Raw genomic sequence first — 16,424 nt, forward strand, 5'->3', positions numbered from 1 at the left:
GGCTGACCGGGCGCCAGACGGTCGATGCGTTGGGCGTTGGCGCGGGTGCCCGTGTGCTGATTTCCGGGGGCCTCGGTGCGGTCGGTCGCGCCGCGATCCAGTATCTGCAGGAAATCGGCGCCAAGCCGGTGGCCGGTGTCCGGCCCGAACGAATCGAAGAAGCGCGCCAACTGGCGGGCGACGCGCTCGACATCACCGCGCCGCCGGTGGGCGCCACGTTCGACTACGCGATCAGCGCGTCGGCCCCGGTGGCGTTGCAACTGATCCGCCATGTGCGGGACGGCGGGCAAGTGGCCAGCATCGTTCCGGTGCCCGAGGGCGCGAACACGGGAAATCGCGTGCGCATTCACGAGCTCTACCACCGCGCCGATGCGGCCACGCTCCAAGCAGTGGCCAACGCCGCTGCGCGTGGCGCATTGGTCATCCCGATCGCCAAGACGTTCCGGCTGGAGCAGGTCGGCGCTGCCCACGCGGCAGTGGCGGCCGGCAGCCGTGGCAAGGTCGTGCTGAAGCACTGAACCCTGACGCAACGACTTCGACAGGGCGCACGCCGAGCACTACTTGGACGGCATATGGTGCCGCCCGGGATTCCCGAAGCGCCCATCATGCGCGTCGCTCATGGAGATCATGCCCCGCATCGGCTTGTTTCGAGACGGCATGTCTCATATCGTGGCTGCGAGCCAGCAACATGGTTGGCAGAGTCAGGAGACATCAAATGACACGATCTCGGCTTCTCGCTGCGACGACGTTCGCAGTGTCGTGTTTCGCGACTTCATCCGCGTTCGCGGACGTCAATGTCGGCGTCACGCTCTCGCTCACGGGCCCTGGGGCATCGCTGGGGATACCCACCCAGAACGCGATCAAGCTGTTCCCCAAGGAAATCGCCGGTCAGAAGATCAACTACCTGATCCTGGACGACGGATCGGACCCGACGAACAGCGTCAAGAACTTCAAGAAGCTCGTCGACGAAGACAAGGTCGATGTCGTGATGGGCTCGAGCACCAGCCCCGCGACGATGCCACTGGTCATCAATGCATCGGAGAAGAAGGTTCCCCACATCAGCCTCGCAGCCAGTGCGCGCATCGTCGAGCCGCAGGATGCCACGCGGCGCTGGACGTTCAAGGCGATCGCCAACGAGAACATCGTCGTCGGGCAGACCATCGCTCACATGGCAGCGAACGGCGTCAAGACGCTCGCGTTCATCGGATTCAACGACGCATATGGCGAGTCGTGGCTTGCCGAACTTGATAGCCAAGCGCAGAAAGCGGGTATCAGGCGTGTCGCTACCGAGAAATATGCGCGCACCGATACAACCGTCACAGGCCAAGTGCTCAAGATCGTGGCGACAAATCCGGATGCAGTTCTGGTCGCCGGCGCAGGAACGCCCGGGGCCCTGCCACAGAAGACCTTGCTGGAGCGCGGCTACAAGGGCCACATCTATCAGACCTATGGCATCGCCAACCGGGACTTCCTCCGCCTCGCAGGCAAGGATGCCGAGGGTGCGTACTTCGCTGCAGGCGGGGTGCTCGTGGCCTCGCAACTCGAGGCGTCGAACCCGACTCGTCCCGTCGGCCTCGAAGCGACGAAGGCCTACGAGGCCGCAAACGGACCGGACTCGATGTCGGTGTTCGTGGCGAACGCCTTCGACGCGAACATGTTGCTTCGCGCCGGGCTGACGACGGCCCTCTCCAAGGAGAAGCCGGGGACGGAAGCGTTCCGTGCAGCGCTGCGTGATTCCCTCGAGCAAGTGCGCGGTCTGGTCACCACGCAAGGCGTGATCAACATGTCGCCGACCGACCACGTCGGCTACGACCAACGCGCCGCCGTGATGATGCAGATCACCAACGGCGCCTGGAAGTACGTCAAGTAGCACTCGACGGCGTCAGGGCGCTGCCTTTCGAGCGAGTAGGAGAAAACCATGTTCATCAAAAATTGCTGGTACGTGGCCGGCTGGGCCAGCGAGGTTCGGGACGATAACTTTCTGAAGCGCACCGTCATCAACGTGCCGTTGGCGATCTGGCGCAAGACCTCCGGCGAGGTCGTGGCCTTCGAGGACATGTGCTGCCACCGCGGAGCGCCGCTCTCGGCCGGGCGCCGTGAAGGTGACTGCGTGCGCTGCATGTACCACGGGCTGAAGTTCGACGAGAGCGGCACCTGCGTCGAGATCCCGGGCCAGCCGCGCATCCCCCCAGGCACCAAGGTCCAGACCTTTCCGATCGCCGAGCGCAGCAAGTGGATCTGGGTCTGGATGGGCGAGCCAGCGAAAGCGGATGAATCGCTGATCCCCGACACGCACTGGCTCGACGATCCCGAGTGGCGCTCGTTGGAGGGCTACACGCACTACGACACGAACTACCTTCTGATCGCCGACAACCTGCTCGATCTCGCACACTTGCCCTACGTGCACGCGAACACCCTGGGTGGCTCGGAGGACTTCGCGGCGAACCTCCCGAAGACCGACATGCTGACCCGCGGCGTGCACGTGACCCGCTGGACGATGAACACGTCGCCCCCGGCGTTCGTTCAGAAGGTCATGCCGTTCCCGGGCAAGGTCGACCGCTGGAACCACTACGACTTCCTCGTGCCAGGGATTTTCATCATGGATTCGGGCATGCTGGACGCCGGCAAGGGCGCGCAGGAAGGCAATCGCGAGGGTGCGGCCATGTTCCAAGGTTGCCAGGCGCTGACGCCGGAGACCGAGAACTCGACGCACTACTTCTTCGCGCACCCGCACAACTTCGCGATCGACGACCCCGAGGTCACGCGCTCCATCCACCAGAGCGTCGTCGCAGCCTTCGAGGAAGACCGGACGATGATCTCGCTGCAGTCGAAGAGTCTGGCGCTGCGGCCGGCCTTCAAGATGCAGCCGATCCGCGCCGATGAGGCCCTTGGGCGCTTTCGCTGGCTGGTGGCCAAGATGCTCAAGGACGAGGCGGCAGAAGCGGCAAACCCCGGCACGATTCCGATCGCCGCAGTGCCGGCCTGATGGCCACAATCCAGGCGAACGGCCTGCGTCATTTCTACCGCCGCGAGGGCAATCGCCGTTTGCCGACGCTGGTGCTGGCGCACCCGATCGGGTTCGATCACGGGCTGTGGGACGCGGTCATGCCCGCACTGACGCAACAGTTCCACGTGATGCGCTACGACCTGCGCGGCCATGGCGCGAGCGAGGGCACATGCGAGCCCTACTCGGTCCGCCTTCTGGCAGATGACGCGACCGCGCTGCTGCGCTCGTTGGAGATCGAGCGCTTCTGCTTCGCGGGCACGTCGCTCGGCGCGCTGGTGGGGTTGCAACTGGCGCTCGATCTGCCGGACCGCATGACCGCACTCGTCGTGGCCAACGCCTCAGCAAAACTTCCGCTGCCGGCCGATGAGTGGAACCGGCGTATCGCGCTGGCTAACGCGTCAGGGCCCCAGGCGTTCTTGACCGGCATGAAGGAGCGGATGTTCTCGGCGGACTTTCGCGAAACCGACAATCCGCGCTTCCATTCGCTGATCGAATCGTTCATGGCAATGGACGCCCACGCTTACGCGGCGGCGATGGCGGCATTGCGTGACGCGGACCTGCTGCCGCAGCTCGCGCAAGTGCGCGCGCCGACGATGGTCGTTGCGGGCGAATCCGATGCGGCAGTGCCGCGTGACCACTCGGCCGCAATGGCCTGCGGCATCCTCGGCGCTGTGCTCACGGTCCTGCCTGGAGGCCACCTCAGCGCAGTCGAGTCACCGGACGCATTCGCGAGCGCTGTCGGGTCTTTCTGCACGCGATGAACAGCGCAGCAACGGTCATCGCCGGCCGAGAGGCAGCGGCAGCTGATGGAAGGTCTTGCGCGTCAGTTCGCGCAGCCAGCGGTTCGCCCGATCGTGATGGAACCTCGGGTGCCAGAAGTGCCGGAGCGTGAATAACGGCAACGCGATCGGTGGCTCGATCATGCGGACGATGCCGTGATGCGAGAACACTGACCCCAACTCGCGTGGCACGGTCGAGATGTACTCGGGGTGCTGGTCCAGCAGCAACGGAACCAGCAGGAAGTGCGGCGTCACGATGCGTATGTCGCGCGCGATGCCGGCCTCTTCGACGGCGCGGTCGTAGGTGGCGTTCTGATCGGCCAATGAAACGGCGATATGCGGCATCGCCTGGTATTCGGCCAACGATATCGTCTTCCCGAGCTGCTTGTTCTTGACACTGACGATGCAGACGAACGAGTGCGTGAACAGCGCTTCTTCGTACAGCCCGTCGAGCGAGGTGAACACTGCGCCCAAGGCAAGGTCGGCCTCGCCCGAACCGAGCGCCGTCGCGAGCTGATCTGGTCTGATCTGCATCGTGCGGATCTTGCACAACGGCGCCTGTTCTTTGAGCCGCGCGATCAGCGTCGGCAGGAAGACCAGCTCGCCCATGTCGGTCATGCAGAAGTTGAAGGTTCGCTTCTCGAGCAGCGGGGTGAACTTCGACTGCGACAGGACCTGATCGCGCACGGTGGCCATCACGTCGACGATCACCGGAGCCAGGGCCTCGCCTTTTGCGGTCGGAGAAATGCCACGGTGCGTCTTGACGAACAAGGGGTCGTCGAAATAGGCGCGAAGCCGTGTCAACGAATGGCTGATGGCACTCTGGCTCAGCCCCAGCGTCTTGCCCGCGCGCGTCACGCTTTCCTCGCGAAGCAGCGCGTCGAAGACGACCAGCAGATTCAGGTCGAGGCGCTCAAGCGTCTGATGAGCCTCCTTCATGTTGTTCATGTCTCCTATGTAGTTGATGAATGTTATCCGGCCGCATAAGGTAGATGTCAAGTCGGACCGAATCATTGACGCGGAGACAAAACATGAATGCCGCCACCTTTCAGGTGCGCGTGGCCGCCAGGCATTCGGTGGCCACGGACATCGCCGCGTTTGAACTGGTCGACCTCGATGGACGCACCTTGCCGCCTTTCTCCGCCGGTTCGCACATCGATGTGCACGTGACCGACCAGCTGGTTCGCCAATACTCGCTTTGCAACGACCCCTCGGAAAATCACCGTTACCTGATTGGCGTGCTCCATGACGCGAACTCGCGCGGCGGTTCGGCGGCGATGCATGAACGCGTGAAGGTCGGCGACCTCGTGCGGATCAGCGCGCCCAAGAACCACTTTCCGCTGGCCAACGGCGCCGCTCGCAGCCTGCTGATGGCCGGCGGAATCGGGATCACGCCAATCCTTTGCATGGCCGAGCGACTCTGCGCCAGCGGTGCGGCATTCGACATGCACTATTGCACTCGCTCACGCGAGCGCACGGCGTTCCGTGATCGGATACAGGGGTCGTCATTTGCATCGCAGGTGCAGTTTCACTTCGACGATGGTGACGCCCCTCAGCGGCTCGATCTGGTCGCCACGCTCGCGGACCCGCAGCCCGGAGTTCATCTGTACGTCTGCGGCCCGAAGGGGTTCATGGACGCCACGCTCGCCACGGCCCGCAGCGCCGGCTGGCGGCCCAACCAAATTCACTTCGAGTTCTTTTCCGCCGAAGTTTCGCCCAGCGAATCCGACGAGAGTTTCGAAGTGAAGCTGGCGAGCTCGGGCCGGATCGTCGTTGTCGCGAAGGATCAGACCGTGATCCAGGCGCTGGCGCTCGCTGGCGTCGACATTCCGACCTCCTGCGAGCAGGGCGTCTGCGGCACCTGCCTGACGCGCGTCATCGAAGGCGTTCCCGATCACAAGGACCTGTTCATGACACCCCAGGAACAGGCGCTGAATGACCAGTTCACCCCGTGCTGCTCGCGCGCTAAGACACCGCAGCTCGTGCTGGACATCTGAACCACACCATGTCGCCTCAGGCCATCACCTTCGCGAATACGCTGTACCGGCTTTCGGGTGTGCCCATTCGATTCCGAAGTTGTGCCCACGATTGCGACCTTTTTGAAAGTATTGAGACACGAGAGATCGCCTGTTCCTGTTAGTGCCCACCTGCGCGTTGCGAGCAAGGATTGTCTCGGTCAAAGATGCCGGGATTGGACCAGAACGTGGAGTGAACCCCTGAGGCTGGACCGGCAGGGGAAGTCAGACTGATACGCTGGCTGGGCCTTCAACAGGAGAAGGTCCATGTCTTCAAGAGGTCCATACCGGCGCCATGCGCCGCAGTTCAAGCTCCAGCTGTGCCAGGACATCCGGTCCGGCGCGCTCGGTCGGCGCGATGCACAGAAGAAGTACAGCCTGTCGGCGAATCTCATCCATCTTTGGCTGACGCAGTTCGACAACGGCGAGCTCACCGGCGAGGAAGTCGAGGCCTCAATGGTGATCGACTATGAGGCCAAGATCGCCGCGCTCGAACGCAAAGTCGGCCAGCTCACGATGGAGCTCGATCTCTTCAAAAAAGCACCACGTCTGCGCCTCGTGAGCGACAGCGAGAACTCCTCGATCGTCAGCGGCCCCAAGGCTGCTCCGTTCGACGGGGGTGTCAAGTGATCAAACTCCCGCGGAGCAGCTTCTACTATCGATCGACAGCAGTGGCCGAGGGTCTCAGTGACGAGCGCCTCGTTGAGCTGATCGGCGATATTCAGGACGAAATGCCTGGCTACGGATATCGACGCGTGACGCGAGAGTTGCAGCGGCGAGGCCAGCTCGTGAACCACAAGCGCATTGCTCGAATCATGAAGTGCCACGGGCTTGGCATCAGGCCACGCCGGCGCTTCGTTCGCACGACTGACAGCGACCACGATCTGCCGATCTTCCCGAACCTCTATCGCAATGTCATTCCTGCCAAGCCCGATCTCGTATGGGTGGCGGACTTCACATACATCCGCATTGCTACCGGCTTCTGCTTCTTGGCTGCGATCCTCGATGCGTGCAGCAGCAAGGTCGTGGGTTACGCCATCTCACGTCGCATCGACACGCAACTCGCGCTGGCCGCGCTGAACGCCGCTGTGCAGACGCGCCAGCCCCCTCAGGGCTGCATCCACCACACGGATCGCGGATGCCCAGTACGCAAGCGATGCGTATCGAAAGGCGCTTAAGGAATTCGGCCTTCGAGGATCGATGAGCTCGGCGGGGAACCCGTACCACAATGCGCAGGCCGAAAGCTTCATGAAGACGCTCAAGGTCGAAGAGGTGTACCTCGCCGGCTACGAAAACTTCGACGACGTGAAGACCAGGCTGCCGCGGTTCATCGAAGAGATCTACAACGCCAAGCGCTTGCACTCCGCGCTTGGATACCAATCACCGATGGAGTTCGAAACCCAACTCGCCCAGCGGGCGGCTTAGTTCTGACGAACCCGATGGTCCAGCCTCAGGGGTTCACTCCAACGACGAGTTGCGTTTGGATCTAATCACATGCGGATCCAAGGTCCGCTGCCAGCATCGTCGTCCGACAGACTCGGCGAGTGACCGCTTGTCGTCCACGACCGCTGGGGAGCCGGCACCGACGGGCTGCTTCGTAGCTGACAGCCGTCATTGCCGCTCGAGCGGCTGCTTCGTGGCTCTCACCTGACCGCCGGATCCGCCTGCTGGCCGGTTCTTGCCGGCCACGAGCGGACGGCCGCGACTGTCAGCTTGCGAGCGCACCAAGTGCATCAAGCGTGCTGCCCGTTTGGATCGGAATCGGATGCGGGTGTGAATGGGAATGACTTGGCGATTTGAGCGGACTGTCCACCCTGGATTCACCGCTCCATCGTCGACGACGAGCCACACTGGGATGGCGGGGTCAGTGGATCACTTCTGGATGGAAATCAACAATCAGCGCGTAGATCAAGATGCGGACGTTGTCAGCGAACGGTCCAGGATCAATCAAGATCGATCTCGAGCGCGTCAAGCACCGCCGCAATAGGATTGGCGTAGGCGAACGAGCCGTTGTCTGGGCAGGCGAAAAGGAGCCCTACGGCGTCGTTGTCGAGCTTGGTCAGAACCAGCGCGCCGCTATCGCCCGGTTGGGCAAAAACGAACTGACCTGGCAGGGGCCGAATACGCAGCTGGTCAATGAACTGAGTAAGCCGGGTCGGGTCCTCACGCCGCAGCGGGATGAGAACGTCGACCGACGGATCATCGACGATTCCAGCTGTGTACCCGGTCGTGCGGCCATGTTTGTGCACCCGGGTCTCGAAGGTCGCTGCTGCCGTGCCCTGAATCGTGCCCAAAGTGCAAATGCCGGGATTCATCGTGTCGGCCGCATCCAGCTTCGCAATCGCGGCGTCGACGCGGTTCGAAGCCGTCTGTGTCTCGACGATCGGGACGAAGCGCTCGAGGCTTGCCAGACGATTCGCATTCACCGTGCCACCGTCATGGGTCGATGGCTGCAGGACGGCCGAGCCGGGAGCGGCAAGCCCCAAATCGGCAAGGGTGTGGCAATTGCCGAGGACGAACCGATCGGCGCTCTCTTCAAGTCTCCGTGACCGACACCGCGCGGCCAGCGTTCCGGCTTGAATCGCCTCATGCGCACCGCTGATGCCGCCTTGGGCTGGGCGTTGCTCGCGCAGCTTGCGCAGCGAACACTTCGGCGAGGTGGCCAAGTAGGCAGGCGCTGCCTCAACGACATCCGTGGGAATTCCGTCGATGTATTCGGGGAGGCAATCGGCGCCGGTGAGCAGATGGCGCGGCAGCTTCTGGGTAACGTAGAGTCGAACGCAGAACGTGTTGGTCAACTTGCCCTCGACGATCTTGCGTCCGACGCCGACCGCGTGGAGCTGGTTGCCGGAGTGTTGCATCGACTCGCGGACACGTGGCTGTGCGAACCAAGCGCGAGGCACCGTGCTCAACGCCCCTCCAAGATGGCGCTCGCTTAGCGTTCGCTTTGCCGCCATCAGGTCCGCTGTGACCTCTACGGTGCGCTCTCGGGTGCTCACGATTCAGAATCCCGTCTCGACCCTGAGCGTTCCGTCCTTCTTGGCGATTACCGCGATGTTGCCATCCCAGCCGGTCGTATAGATGGCGCGCTTGACCGCAATCGTCGTGAACTGCGGCAGGGCGCCTGTGGTCGGATTGCGCCCTTTGACGCCTACGGGTACATTTTTGGTCGGTCGCGTCATCGACACGCCATGCTGCGAATCGAGAAGCATGCGGATCGCGTCCTGGTGTGGATGAGCAAAGCTGTATGCGCTGAATGGGGCTTGACTCAATGTTGAATCGCCGGCTTGGATGATCGCGATCTTGGGTGTGACTGCGGCGACAAACGCATCAGTTGTCGCGTTGTAGGAGCCATGGTGTCCCACCTTGAGTACATCCACGTCGAATGCACTGAGGTCGACTGCGTAGGACGTCAGCATCGCGTCGATACCTTCCTTCTCCAAGTCTCCGGTAAAGAGGAAGCTCGCATTCCCGAAATCGACGCGCACGACGACACTGTCGTTGTTGGCGTCATTGGCCCAGCCGGTATTCAGGTCAACACGACCCCAGAGTGCGACGATCCTGGGATCTACGCCACCGCCCGGCCGACAATCGATCGGATCGATCGTGGAGCTGGTCATTCCGGCCGCCGACGTGATGTCTGCCTCGGACAGACCAACATACCCGGCGCCACTATCGGCGGCGTAGTGTTGAAGCTTGCGCTGGCCCGAGATGCCCGAGCCCTTGTCAGTGGCACCGTTGTCGAGAACGTTCTCGATCGTGATTTCGGGCTGCGCTTCGAGGAGCGTCGTCACCCCGTCGGTGTGATCCTTGTGGGGGTGGGAGAGCACGACCAGCTTGAGCGTGTTGGCGAGATCCGCGCGCCGCAGGAAGAAGTCGCGCAGATAGTCCCCCAGGCGATCGCGGCCGACAACCTCGTCTGTCAGCTCGCCGCCGGTATCGATCAGAACTGCACCACAGGAGAACTCGAGGAGCACGGCGTCGCCTTGTCCAACATCGATAAAGTGGGCCACCATCTGGTCGAGAGCGGCTTGCGATGTCGGAAGCGCCGACGGAAAGACGGTGCCCGAAGAAGGTGCGGGGCCGACCGGGGCTCGCCTAGGGGCGTCCGGACGAGGGGTAGTCAGATTTCCAGCGGGATTGCCGCGCTGCGGCGGACCATCTCGCGGGCGGACGGCCGAAGAGTCGGCGGGTCCAACTGCAGCGATCGACGAGTCACCTGGGATCGTCGGTGCCGACGAACAGGCGATGAGCGCCAAAGTGAGTGATAGCAGGCAGGAGGCCAGCATCACTCGCGCAACGATCGGTTCCTGTCCCTTGGATTTCTTCCCCCTCGAGAGATTCGAACCACCAAAGGCGCGAGCGAACAGCGCGGTCGCCGTGCGCAACGTCCAGAAATCACGCATGGCTTTCCTCTTTTGAAAACGCGCGGGTGCGAAGCTTGCCCACTATTCGCGACCCAGAGAATCCAGGCGCCGAGTACCGGTGATGTCGGACCTCTGGCGAGCGAGCGGACCAGCACTGACGTGCGCAGGCAACGGCCGCAACAATGGTTGCCACCGTCATGTACAGGTCAGAACGCACACTGTCCCTGTGGCACGATGCCCTCTGCATCGAACGTCAAGCTGGCTCGACTGTGGTCGTAGCCGATGACCCAGATCGAATCAAAATCTTGGCTGCCCCACTTCGGCGGGGCGTGCACCCCCAGGGCGGCAGCCAGTGCTGGAATGTGGCTGTGGTCCCAAACAATCAGGGCGAGGCCGGAGCGCTTGCGCACATCACCAGCGATCGCGGCGTCATCCGCTCCAGCGAACTTGCTATTCAGGACCAAGTTGTGCTGTACCGCGAGCGGCGTCGCTGTCTGCAGCATTCGGACATGGTCCGTCGACTTGCCCAGCTTCAGCGCGGGAACGTAGGTGTAGGCCGGGGCCCCGAACTTTCCGACGAGCACCGCAGGCAGCTGCAGCGCCCGTTTTAGCCCTTGGCAGGACAAGTTGTCACCGGACGTGGGCTTCTCTGGTGCCGAATGATGACGATCTTGAGAGGCTCAATTGCTTGCGCCTCACTCGATGCGCCCAGAGCGATCGGTGGAGCGGCCACAGCAAGCGGGACCCAGTCCCGGATGAGCCTCATGGCGTCCCTCCCTCGTTGTTTCTGCCCTATTGGTCGGCGCCAGTCGCTGTTGTCAGCAAAAGCGTGGCGGAGCATCGCACGCGGCACGCTGCGCACCATCCCTAGCTTGCTTGACGGCAGCTGGACCGTGATTTCAGCTTGACCGACGGAGAACTCGCGAGCAACGACTGCGGATTGAAGGTCTCGATCGAAATGAGTGCGAGCCCGGTAGGGGCCGCCGAAGGCCTATCGACTGGTTCACGACCTAGTGGGTGCTGCGTGCGCTCGCCGTACTGCTGATGGTTGGGCTGGCATTGAAATCTGTGCTGCATTGAGCGCACGAGTCCGCTGTCCAGCGTCGGCACCGGGTGCCACGCGGCGGAGCGACTCGTGGCTCGTCGAGGGACGGTCCGCGCTCCACCGGTCGACATCCGCACTCCGCCATGCGACGGCCCGCTTGCCGACTCTGACGGGGTGGGGAAACTCATTCACGGCGATCATCCGGTAGATGGTCGAGCGACCCAGGCCCGTCATCCGGACCACGTTGGGCATTCGGAGCAAGGGTGGCGGAATGCCCTCGTCGCTCGAGGGCGGGTGAGTGGCGCGAGAGAGATGCTGCATGAGGAGCTCCGAGGCGAGCAGAGGCAGAAACAACTTTAGATGCCTCGGACGGTCGCGGCGACGACGAATTTGCGCTGAAATTCTGCGAGCCAATGGCTTCGGTGCCGATCGCTTCTAGGGGTATGCGTCGACGATGAGGCTTGCAAGCCCGACGCGGCGCGCTCGCCCCATGGCATGCTTTTGCCTGAACACGGGGGGTGGTGCTTGGACAAGGAAAGGAAGTCGCAGAAGGAGCTGGCGATCCTGGTCGCGGATGCGATCGAGGTGGCGCTGGGCGCCGGTCGCGCGATGCCGCCGTTCATCGAGGCGCACATCCGCGACGGCATGGGACGCAGCTGGGACGTGGCCATCCCCGCTCCAACGCCGGTGCATCGCAAGGCCATCGACTCCGTGCGCGATCTGTGCGACCTGGCCTGAGGCGGTGGTGCTCATCGCGGATGGACTTGTTGTGAATCTCTTCGAAGAGTTCTATTGGATTTGAATTTCTAACCAGATTCAATCCAAGGTTGGCATGAACCCTGAGGTGGACAATCGGGTCCGCGGCGCTATCGAACCCGTCGCCCCCAATGCGCGCTTGAATTGACGGCCGAATTGGCATCTGATCCGGTGCACCGCTTTCGCTCCCGCCCGGTCATGCCGATCGAACAGACGTCAACGTTCTTCGCCCGCCTCCCTGGGCTAACAAGTGCTGGTCAGACCTTCGATGCGGCGCAGTACGTGTCCGCCCCGGACGAATGGGCATTGGTAGTCACCGATGTCGTCGATTCGACGATCGCGATCGAGCGCGGACGCCACAAGACCGTCAATTTCGTCGCGGCCTTGGCCATCGGCGCGTTGAAGAACCTCTGCGCCCCGACGCCAATCCCTTTTCTGTTCGGCGGGGACGGCGCCGTCGTGATGGTGCCGCCTCAGCACGCCGTGGCGGCGCGCCTCGAACTCGCGCGGGTGCGCGGGATGGCGGCGCGCGAATTCGGGCTCGTGTTGCGGGTCGGCTCGGCGCTCGTGAAAGACTTGCGGCGATTCGGCAGCGACGTGCGGGTGGGTCGCTACGAGCCGTCGCCAGGCAACTGCTTCGGCGTCTTCTCGGGCGGTGGCGTCGGCGTTCTCGAGGCGGCCGTCAGAGGCCGCGGCGACCGAGAACTGATCACGCTTGCGGCGATTCCGGAATCCTTGGACGACGGCGCCTCGGTGGACCTGACCGGCCTGTCGTGCCGGTGGGACGCATTGCGATCGAGACACGGCAAGATGGTCACGCTGATCATTCAGGGCGCGACCGACTCAGGCGAGATCCATGCGACCGTCATGCAGCTGGCCGGGCAGGGCGGCGACCCACGTCCGGTTCGGCTGGACACGTTGAGTACGCGCTGGCCGCCCAGAGGCTTCATGCTGGAGGCGCGCGCGCGGCGCTGCGGCGGCTCGCTGATGCGGTCGGTGCTCCTCGTGCTGCGCGACACTTTTCTCGGTTGGCTGGTTTTTGCGCTTGGGCGTCCGATTCGCTCGTTCGACCCGGCTCGCTACAAACTCGAGGTCACCGCCAACACCGACTTCTGCAAGCACGACGAGACCCTGTGTTTCGTCATCGACTGCGCGCTCGACCGCATCGACGCGATCGAGCGGTACCTTCGACAACGTGCGTCGGGCGGGGCGTTTCGCTACGGCATCGATGTCTCGGATACCGCGCTGATGACGTGCCTGGTCACGTCGACTGCCGAGAGTCTGCATGTGCACTTCGTCGACGGCGGGGGCGGTGGCTATACGAATGCGGCGAAGAAGTTGAAGTCGTCGCGGCAGCCCGTCGCGGCTGAGTAGGGTGCCGAGACCTGGCTGCAGCCGATGGAGGGGATCAGCTGTGTGCTCGTGAGCGGATACTGCACCGGATGCTTGGGGGTCGAGAGCCTGATGACCCATGGCCTACGCGTCGTTGGCGCGGCGCCGTGGCGCTGCGCGAAGCGCTCATGCGATGCGTCCGGCCGAGGCGCTGTTGCATTGGGCCCACCGTGGAAGCGGGGCGCGAATTTTCGGACACGGTTCGGACACGGACCTCAGAAAGGCAAAAGGGGTTAGCAGGCATTCACCAGCTAACCCCCGCCAATCTTGGCTCCCCGACCTGGGCTCGAACCAGGGACCTACGGATTAACAGGCGGGACGCTGAATATGGCCGAAAGCCGCGCCAATGCTTGCTGTGCGGGACTGGCGCCTAATATTCGTCGAATCGGTCACCGAGAGTATTTGCCCGGATCACTTCGGCGAAACCACTGGATATTAGGCGGGCTCAGCGACCGACTTTGAGACCGAACCAGCCCTTCGCCACGGCAAGCAAAATCGTGCCGACCGACGCGGCAATCGAGATCAGAGCCGCCACGACTATCGGGGTGCCTTGCTGGTGCATCAAACCTTGCAGGCGCGAGCTCAGCGACCCGCCCCACAGCTCCGCCTTGTCGATGCCGGCCGCGGTCGGCCATACGCCCATCAGCGGGTTCGATGGGTTGCGCTGTATCCGCACCACGAGGCCCTTTGCGGCGAGGCTCCGCGTTGCGGCGGTGAATTCCGGTGTCGGGAGATCGATGGTCGGGTCATACCCCATTCGAGCTGCGAGCTTGTTCTCATACAGGCCACCGGCGCTCGGATCGATGTACGCCTTCTCCTTGTGGCCCGCCTCGAAGTAGAAGTTCACCAGCGCAACCAGGATGCGCTTCTCCAGAATCCGCTGGGCCTTGTGGTCGAACCGCTCTGTCACAAGTTTCGCTCCCTATCCGATTTGCACGGCGTTCGGCTGTGCTGTCTCGCGCCAGCGCGCCTTGATGTACTTCTCAGTCGTCGTCTTCGTCGCGTGCCCGCACAGAGCCTGGATCTCCTCGATCGGCCGGTGATCGATGTAGTACATGTCCGTCGCGCCCTTGCCCTTCAGATCGCGCAGGCCGAACGACGGCATGTCCTTCAGCGGGCCGCCGGTCTTCGCGTGCACGGCGCGCACCTTGTCCTGCGCCTGCTTCAGCATCGACGATAGGCCGTCGTACGTGTAGGCGCCGCCGTCGAGCCGGTGCAAGATCGGCTGGTGCAGCTGCGGCACCTCGCCGATCGCCTCGGTCACGAGGGCGCCCAGCTCGCCGACCAGCGCGATGTCGATCAGCCGGCCGGTCTTGTTCTGGCGGAAGTGCAGCACCTTGCCGTCGCCTTTCTTCCGCACGTTCGAAGGCGTCCACGCCAGGATGTCGACCTCGGGCCGCTGCAGGGTGCGGTACTCGAGCTCCATCGCCAGGCGCACCGCGCGGTTGCCGGCGGCGTAGACGGCGCGGTACTCGTCGTGCGTGACGTAGCGCTCGCGCTGGCGCTCCGCATTGCGCTTCACGCCGCTGGCGCGCATGCAGACGTTCACAGACAGGACCTGTGCCGGGATCTTGCCCTCACGGATCATCCAGGACAGGCAGCTCGACAGGAAGGCGCGCTCGCGGTTCGCCGGCACCGGCCGCGGCGGCTTCAGCTTCGCGTTGAACGCGAGGTAGGCCTGCACCATCGTCGGCTCGATCTGCTCCGGGTAGCGCTTGCCGAAAGCTGCCACGAGTGGGCCATCCTCGGCCGCGTAGCCGGTGTAATCGTCGAGCGTGCGCTGGCTCTTGGTCTTCGCCGCGACCTGGAGCTTGAAATCCGACAGGAACTGTCCGAACCAGTAGGCCATCGTGCCGAAGCCGTCGCCCGGGTTGTTGTACTGGGCGGCCTTGCGCTTCGCCTCGGCTACATCAGTGCCGATGCGCTCCCAGCGGTTGCCTTCGCGGTGGACATAGAAGAACACGCCGCGCTGGAAGACCAGCCGTGTGCCGGCCAGGCCGAGCGGGTCACCGTCCTTGCGTTTTCTGCCCATCCCGCCCCTTCCGCCGTTTTGCCCACCCCTGCAGGTCGACCACGATACTCGAATCGGCCGGCGCGTCCTGGGCCGCCGGGGCAGCGGGGCGCCATGCCAGAGGGCGGCCGTTGGGCTTGCGATCGACGCGCAGCTTGCACACGTCGCGCAGGAACCGAATCTTGGCGGCGTTCTGTTCAAGGCCGGCGCACAGCTCGTCGACCTCGGCGTCGGAGTAGAAGTCGGCGGCCATCAGAACCTCAGTGAATCTCGGTACGGGCACTCGAAGTCGCATTCCTCGCTGCCGGCCTTCATGCATCTCGAGGAGAGACTCCCATTGCGCCAGCGACCGCATTCATCGCCGACGTGGCACTCGCAGATGTCGTGAATCTGGCCGCAGTCGAAGCAGGTGCCATCGTCGACGTCCTCGTCGTGGTCATCAACGCCGCCGTCGACGGTCGAGCCGAGGTAGCCGCGCACCTTGCGTTCGGGCTCCGGCTCGTAGCCGATCTCTAAGTGCCAGAGGGCTCGGGCTTCCAGCGTGACGGACATTCAGCGGCACCCCCGTTCGCAGTCAGCGTGACCAGGACCGCCCGGTTCGCCATAGTCGTATCCGCCGCAGCGCGCGCACCGATAGACGGCCTGCGAGCTGTGATGGCACTCCCTGTCGGTGCCGTAGTGCGGGCAGGTGCGCGCGCCTTCCATCTGCCAGTCGTGGCCCACGGTCGTGCAAGGGTGGTCGTTCGCGAGCGCGCGCGCTTCGGCGACCAGCTGCTGCAGCTCGAGCGTCATTCGGCAAGCCTCGCCTGCGACTTGCGCGGACGCGTGCGTCGCCAATCTGCAAAGCAGGCCTTGCAGCAGTAGAAGAGGCCACCCTCACCGGCAACCGCGCGGAAGAAGTACTCGGGCGTCGCCGGCCACCAGTCATCGCAGCGAGCGCATAGCTTCTCGGTGCCGTCTTCGCCCTCGCGCAGGCGATGCCCGACGCGCAGCGACGGCCGCACTCTTGCAGTCTTTCGCTGCAATTCAGATGAGACCTGGTTGCGCATGCT

At 63.6% G+C, this 16,424-nt stretch carries 20 protein-coding genes and 1 pseudogene; 10 read left to right on the forward strand and 11 right to left on the reverse strand.

Annotation, left to right across the window (positions count from 1 at the left end):
• The 4 genes from AC1DTW_RS19290 to AC1DTW_RS19305 form a co-directional block, all read left to right on the forward strand.
• Positions 1-518 (forward strand): zinc-binding dehydrogenase (locus AC1DTW_RS19290; protein WP_477982965.1); only part of this gene is annotated, 518 nt, incomplete at its 5' end.
• A 197-nt stretch (positions 519-715) separates the two neighbouring features.
• Complete coding sequence (locus AC1DTW_RS19295) at positions 716-1,870, forward strand: ABC transporter substrate-binding protein (RefSeq protein WP_477982966.1); 1,155 nt, start codon at positions 716-718, stop codon at positions 1,868-1,870.
• Between the two features lie 48 nt (positions 1,871-1,918).
• Positions 1,919-2,986 carry an aromatic ring-hydroxylating dioxygenase subunit alpha gene (locus AC1DTW_RS19300; protein WP_477982967.1) on the forward strand — a complete coding sequence of 356 codons (1,068 nt, stop codon included), beginning with the start codon at positions 1,919-1,921 and terminating at the stop codon, positions 2,984-2,986.
• On the forward strand, positions 2,986-3,768 hold the full coding sequence (locus AC1DTW_RS19305; protein WP_477982968.1) for an alpha/beta fold hydrolase: 783 nt from the start codon (positions 2,986-2,988) through the stop codon (positions 3,766-3,768). Before AC1DTW_RS19300 ends, AC1DTW_RS19305 begins: the two co-directional genes overlap by 1 nt.
• A 15-nt stretch (positions 3,769-3,783) precedes the next feature.
• On the opposite strand, the gene AC1DTW_RS19310 is transcribed toward AC1DTW_RS19305, so the two are convergent.
• Positions 3,784-4,800 carry a LysR family transcriptional regulator gene (locus AC1DTW_RS19310; RefSeq protein WP_477982969.1) on the reverse strand — a complete coding sequence of 339 codons (1,017 nt, stop codon included), beginning with the start codon at positions 4,798-4,800 and terminating at the stop codon, positions 3,784-3,786.
• 17 nt (positions 4,801-4,817) lie between these two features.
• On the opposite strand from AC1DTW_RS19310, the gene AC1DTW_RS19315 reads away from it, so the two are divergent.
• The 4 genes and pseudogenes from AC1DTW_RS19315 (at position 4,818) to AC1DTW_RS19330 (ending at position 7,226) form a co-directional block, all read left to right on the forward strand.
• A complete protein-coding gene (locus AC1DTW_RS19315) occupies positions 4,818-5,783 on the forward strand; it encodes a PDR/VanB family oxidoreductase (protein ID WP_477982971.1) in 966 nt (321 codons plus the stop codon).
• A gap of 285 nt (positions 5,784-6,068) precedes the next feature.
• Positions 6,069-6,431, forward strand: coding sequence for a transposase (locus AC1DTW_RS19320; protein WP_477982972.1), 363 nt, complete (start codon positions 6,069-6,071; stop codon positions 6,429-6,431).
• A pseudogene (locus AC1DTW_RS19325) lies at positions 6,410-6,979 on the forward strand (IS3 family transposase); the annotation flags it as partial. The gene AC1DTW_RS19320 and the pseudogene AC1DTW_RS19325, both read left to right, overlap by 22 nt.
• A gap of 22 nt (positions 6,980-7,001) precedes the next feature.
• On the forward strand, positions 7,002-7,226 hold the full coding sequence (locus AC1DTW_RS19330) for an integrase core domain-containing protein (protein ID WP_477982973.1): 225 nt from the start codon (positions 7,002-7,004) through the stop codon (positions 7,224-7,226).
• A gap of 518 nt (positions 7,227-7,744) precedes the next feature.
• Here AC1DTW_RS19330 and AC1DTW_RS19335 read toward each other — a convergent pair.
• The 4 genes from AC1DTW_RS19335 to AC1DTW_RS19350 form a co-directional block, all read right to left on the reverse strand.
• Positions 7,745-8,662, reverse strand: coding sequence for a chymotrypsin family serine protease (locus AC1DTW_RS19335; protein ID WP_477982975.1), 918 nt, complete (start codon positions 8,660-8,662; stop codon positions 7,745-7,747).
• A 141-nt stretch (positions 8,663-8,803) separates the two neighbouring features.
• The gene (locus AC1DTW_RS19340) at positions 8,804-10,207 is read right to left on the reverse strand and encodes a ComEC/Rec2 family competence protein (protein WP_477982976.1); all 1,404 of its coding nucleotides are present in this window, start codon (positions 10,205-10,207) and stop codon (positions 8,804-8,806) included.
• Positions 10,208-10,374: 167 nt separating this feature from the next.
• A complete protein-coding gene (locus AC1DTW_RS19345; RefSeq protein ID WP_477982977.1) occupies positions 10,375-10,794 on the reverse strand; it encodes a hypothetical protein in 420 nt (139 codons plus the stop codon).
• Positions 10,795-11,171: 377 nt separating this feature from the next.
• Positions 11,172-11,534, reverse strand: a complete 363-nt coding sequence (locus tag AC1DTW_RS19350) for a helix-turn-helix transcriptional regulator (protein WP_477982979.1) — start codon at positions 11,532-11,534, stop codon at positions 11,172-11,174.
• Between the two features lie 204 nt (positions 11,535-11,738).
• Between AC1DTW_RS19350 and AC1DTW_RS19355 the strand changes: the two genes are divergently transcribed.
• Complete coding sequence (locus tag AC1DTW_RS19355; protein ID WP_477982981.1) at positions 11,739-11,951, forward strand: hypothetical protein; 213 nt, start codon at positions 11,739-11,741, stop codon at positions 11,949-11,951.
• Between the two features lie 216 nt (positions 11,952-12,167).
• Positions 12,168-13,343, forward strand: coding sequence for a DUF3095 family protein (locus tag AC1DTW_RS19360; protein WP_477982982.1), 1,176 nt, complete (start codon positions 12,168-12,170; stop codon positions 13,341-13,343).
• Positions 13,344-13,806: 463 nt separating this feature from the next.
• Here AC1DTW_RS19360 and AC1DTW_RS19365 read toward each other — a convergent pair whose 3' ends face one another.
• Genes AC1DTW_RS19365 through AC1DTW_RS19390 form a run of 6 tightly spaced genes read right to left on the reverse strand, consistent with a single transcriptional unit; the run spans position 13,807 to position 16,421 of the window.
• Complete coding sequence (locus tag AC1DTW_RS19365; protein ID WP_477982984.1) at positions 13,807-14,271, reverse strand: hypothetical protein; 465 nt, start codon at positions 14,269-14,271, stop codon at positions 13,807-13,809.
• A 12-nt stretch (positions 14,272-14,283) separates the two neighbouring features.
• Positions 14,284-15,393: a site-specific integrase gene (locus AC1DTW_RS19370; protein ID WP_477982986.1), complete on the reverse strand. Its 1,110-nt coding sequence runs from the start codon at positions 15,391-15,393 to the stop codon at positions 14,284-14,286.
• A complete protein-coding gene (locus AC1DTW_RS19375; protein ID WP_477982988.1) occupies positions 15,368-15,625 on the reverse strand; it encodes a hypothetical protein in 258 nt (85 codons plus the stop codon). Before AC1DTW_RS19375 ends, AC1DTW_RS19370 begins: the two co-directional genes overlap by 26 nt.
• Positions 15,625-15,924, reverse strand: coding sequence for a hypothetical protein (locus AC1DTW_RS19380; RefSeq protein WP_477982989.1), 300 nt, complete (start codon positions 15,922-15,924; stop codon positions 15,625-15,627). The genes AC1DTW_RS19375 and AC1DTW_RS19380 overlap by 1 nt, the downstream gene beginning before the upstream one ends.
• The gene (locus AC1DTW_RS19385; protein WP_477982991.1) at positions 15,925-16,164 is read right to left on the reverse strand and encodes a hypothetical protein; all 240 of its coding nucleotides are present in this window, start codon (positions 16,162-16,164) and stop codon (positions 15,925-15,927) included.
• Positions 16,161-16,421 carry a hypothetical protein gene (locus tag AC1DTW_RS19390; protein WP_477982992.1) on the reverse strand — a complete coding sequence of 87 codons (261 nt, stop codon included), beginning with the start codon at positions 16,419-16,421 and terminating at the stop codon, positions 16,161-16,163. Before AC1DTW_RS19390 ends, AC1DTW_RS19385 begins: the two co-directional genes overlap by 4 nt.
• Between the last annotated feature and the right edge of the window lie 3 nt (positions 16,422-16,424).

It is taken from the genome of Rhizobacter sp. P5_A1 (genome assembly GCF_056400745.1).

Bases quoted from the DNA above. Each gene is read 5' to 3' on its own strand.
- AC1DTW_RS19350 (WP_477982979.1), bottom strand. From the start codon at position 11,534: ATGCAGCATCTCTCTCGCGCCACTCACCCGCCCTCGAGCGACGAGGGC.
- AC1DTW_RS19305 (WP_477982968.1), top strand. From the start codon at position 2,986: ATGGCCACAATCCAGGCGAACGGCCTGCGTCATTTCTACCGCCGCGAG.
- AC1DTW_RS19375 (WP_477982988.1), bottom strand. From the start codon at position 15,625: ATGGCCGCCGACTTCTACTCCGACGCCGAGGTCGACGAGCTGTGCGCC.
- AC1DTW_RS19380 (WP_477982989.1), bottom strand. From the start codon at position 15,924: ATGTCCGTCACGCTGGAAGCCCGAGCCCTCTGGCACTTAGAGATCGGC.
- AC1DTW_RS19335 (WP_477982975.1), bottom strand. From the start codon at position 8,662: ATGCAACACTCCGGCAACCAGCTCCACGCGGTCGGCGTCGGACGCAAG.
- AC1DTW_RS19370 (WP_477982986.1), bottom strand. From the start codon at position 15,393: ATGGGCAGAAAACGCAAGGACGGTGACCCGCTCGGCCTGGCCGGCACA.
- AC1DTW_RS19295 (WP_477982966.1), top strand. From the start codon at position 716: ATGACACGATCTCGGCTTCTCGCTGCGACGACGTTCGCAGTGTCGTGT.
- AC1DTW_RS19330 (WP_477982973.1), top strand. From the start codon at position 7,002: ATGAGCTCGGCGGGGAACCCGTACCACAATGCGCAGGCCGAAAGCTTC.
- AC1DTW_RS19340 (WP_477982976.1), bottom strand. From the start codon at position 10,207: ATGCGTGATTTCTGGACGTTGCGCACGGCGACCGCGCTGTTCGCTCGC.
- AC1DTW_RS19315 (WP_477982971.1), top strand. From the start codon at position 4,818: ATGAATGCCGCCACCTTTCAGGTGCGCGTGGCCGCCAGGCATTCGGTG.
- AC1DTW_RS19360 (WP_477982982.1), top strand. From the start codon at position 12,168: ATGCCGATCGAACAGACGTCAACGTTCTTCGCCCGCCTCCCTGGGCTA.
- AC1DTW_RS19300 (WP_477982967.1), top strand. From the start codon at position 1,919: ATGTTCATCAAAAATTGCTGGTACGTGGCCGGCTGGGCCAGCGAGGTT.
- AC1DTW_RS19390 (WP_477982992.1), bottom strand. From the start codon at position 16,421: ATGCGCAACCAGGTCTCATCTGAATTGCAGCGAAAGACTGCAAGAGTG.
- AC1DTW_RS19320 (WP_477982972.1), top strand. From the start codon at position 6,069: ATGTCTTCAAGAGGTCCATACCGGCGCCATGCGCCGCAGTTCAAGCTC.
- AC1DTW_RS19385 (WP_477982991.1), bottom strand. From the start codon at position 16,164: ATGACGCTCGAGCTGCAGCAGCTGGTCGCCGAAGCGCGCGCGCTCGCG.
- AC1DTW_RS19310 (WP_477982969.1), bottom strand. From the start codon at position 4,800: ATGATTCGGTCCGACTTGACATCTACCTTATGCGGCCGGATAACATTC.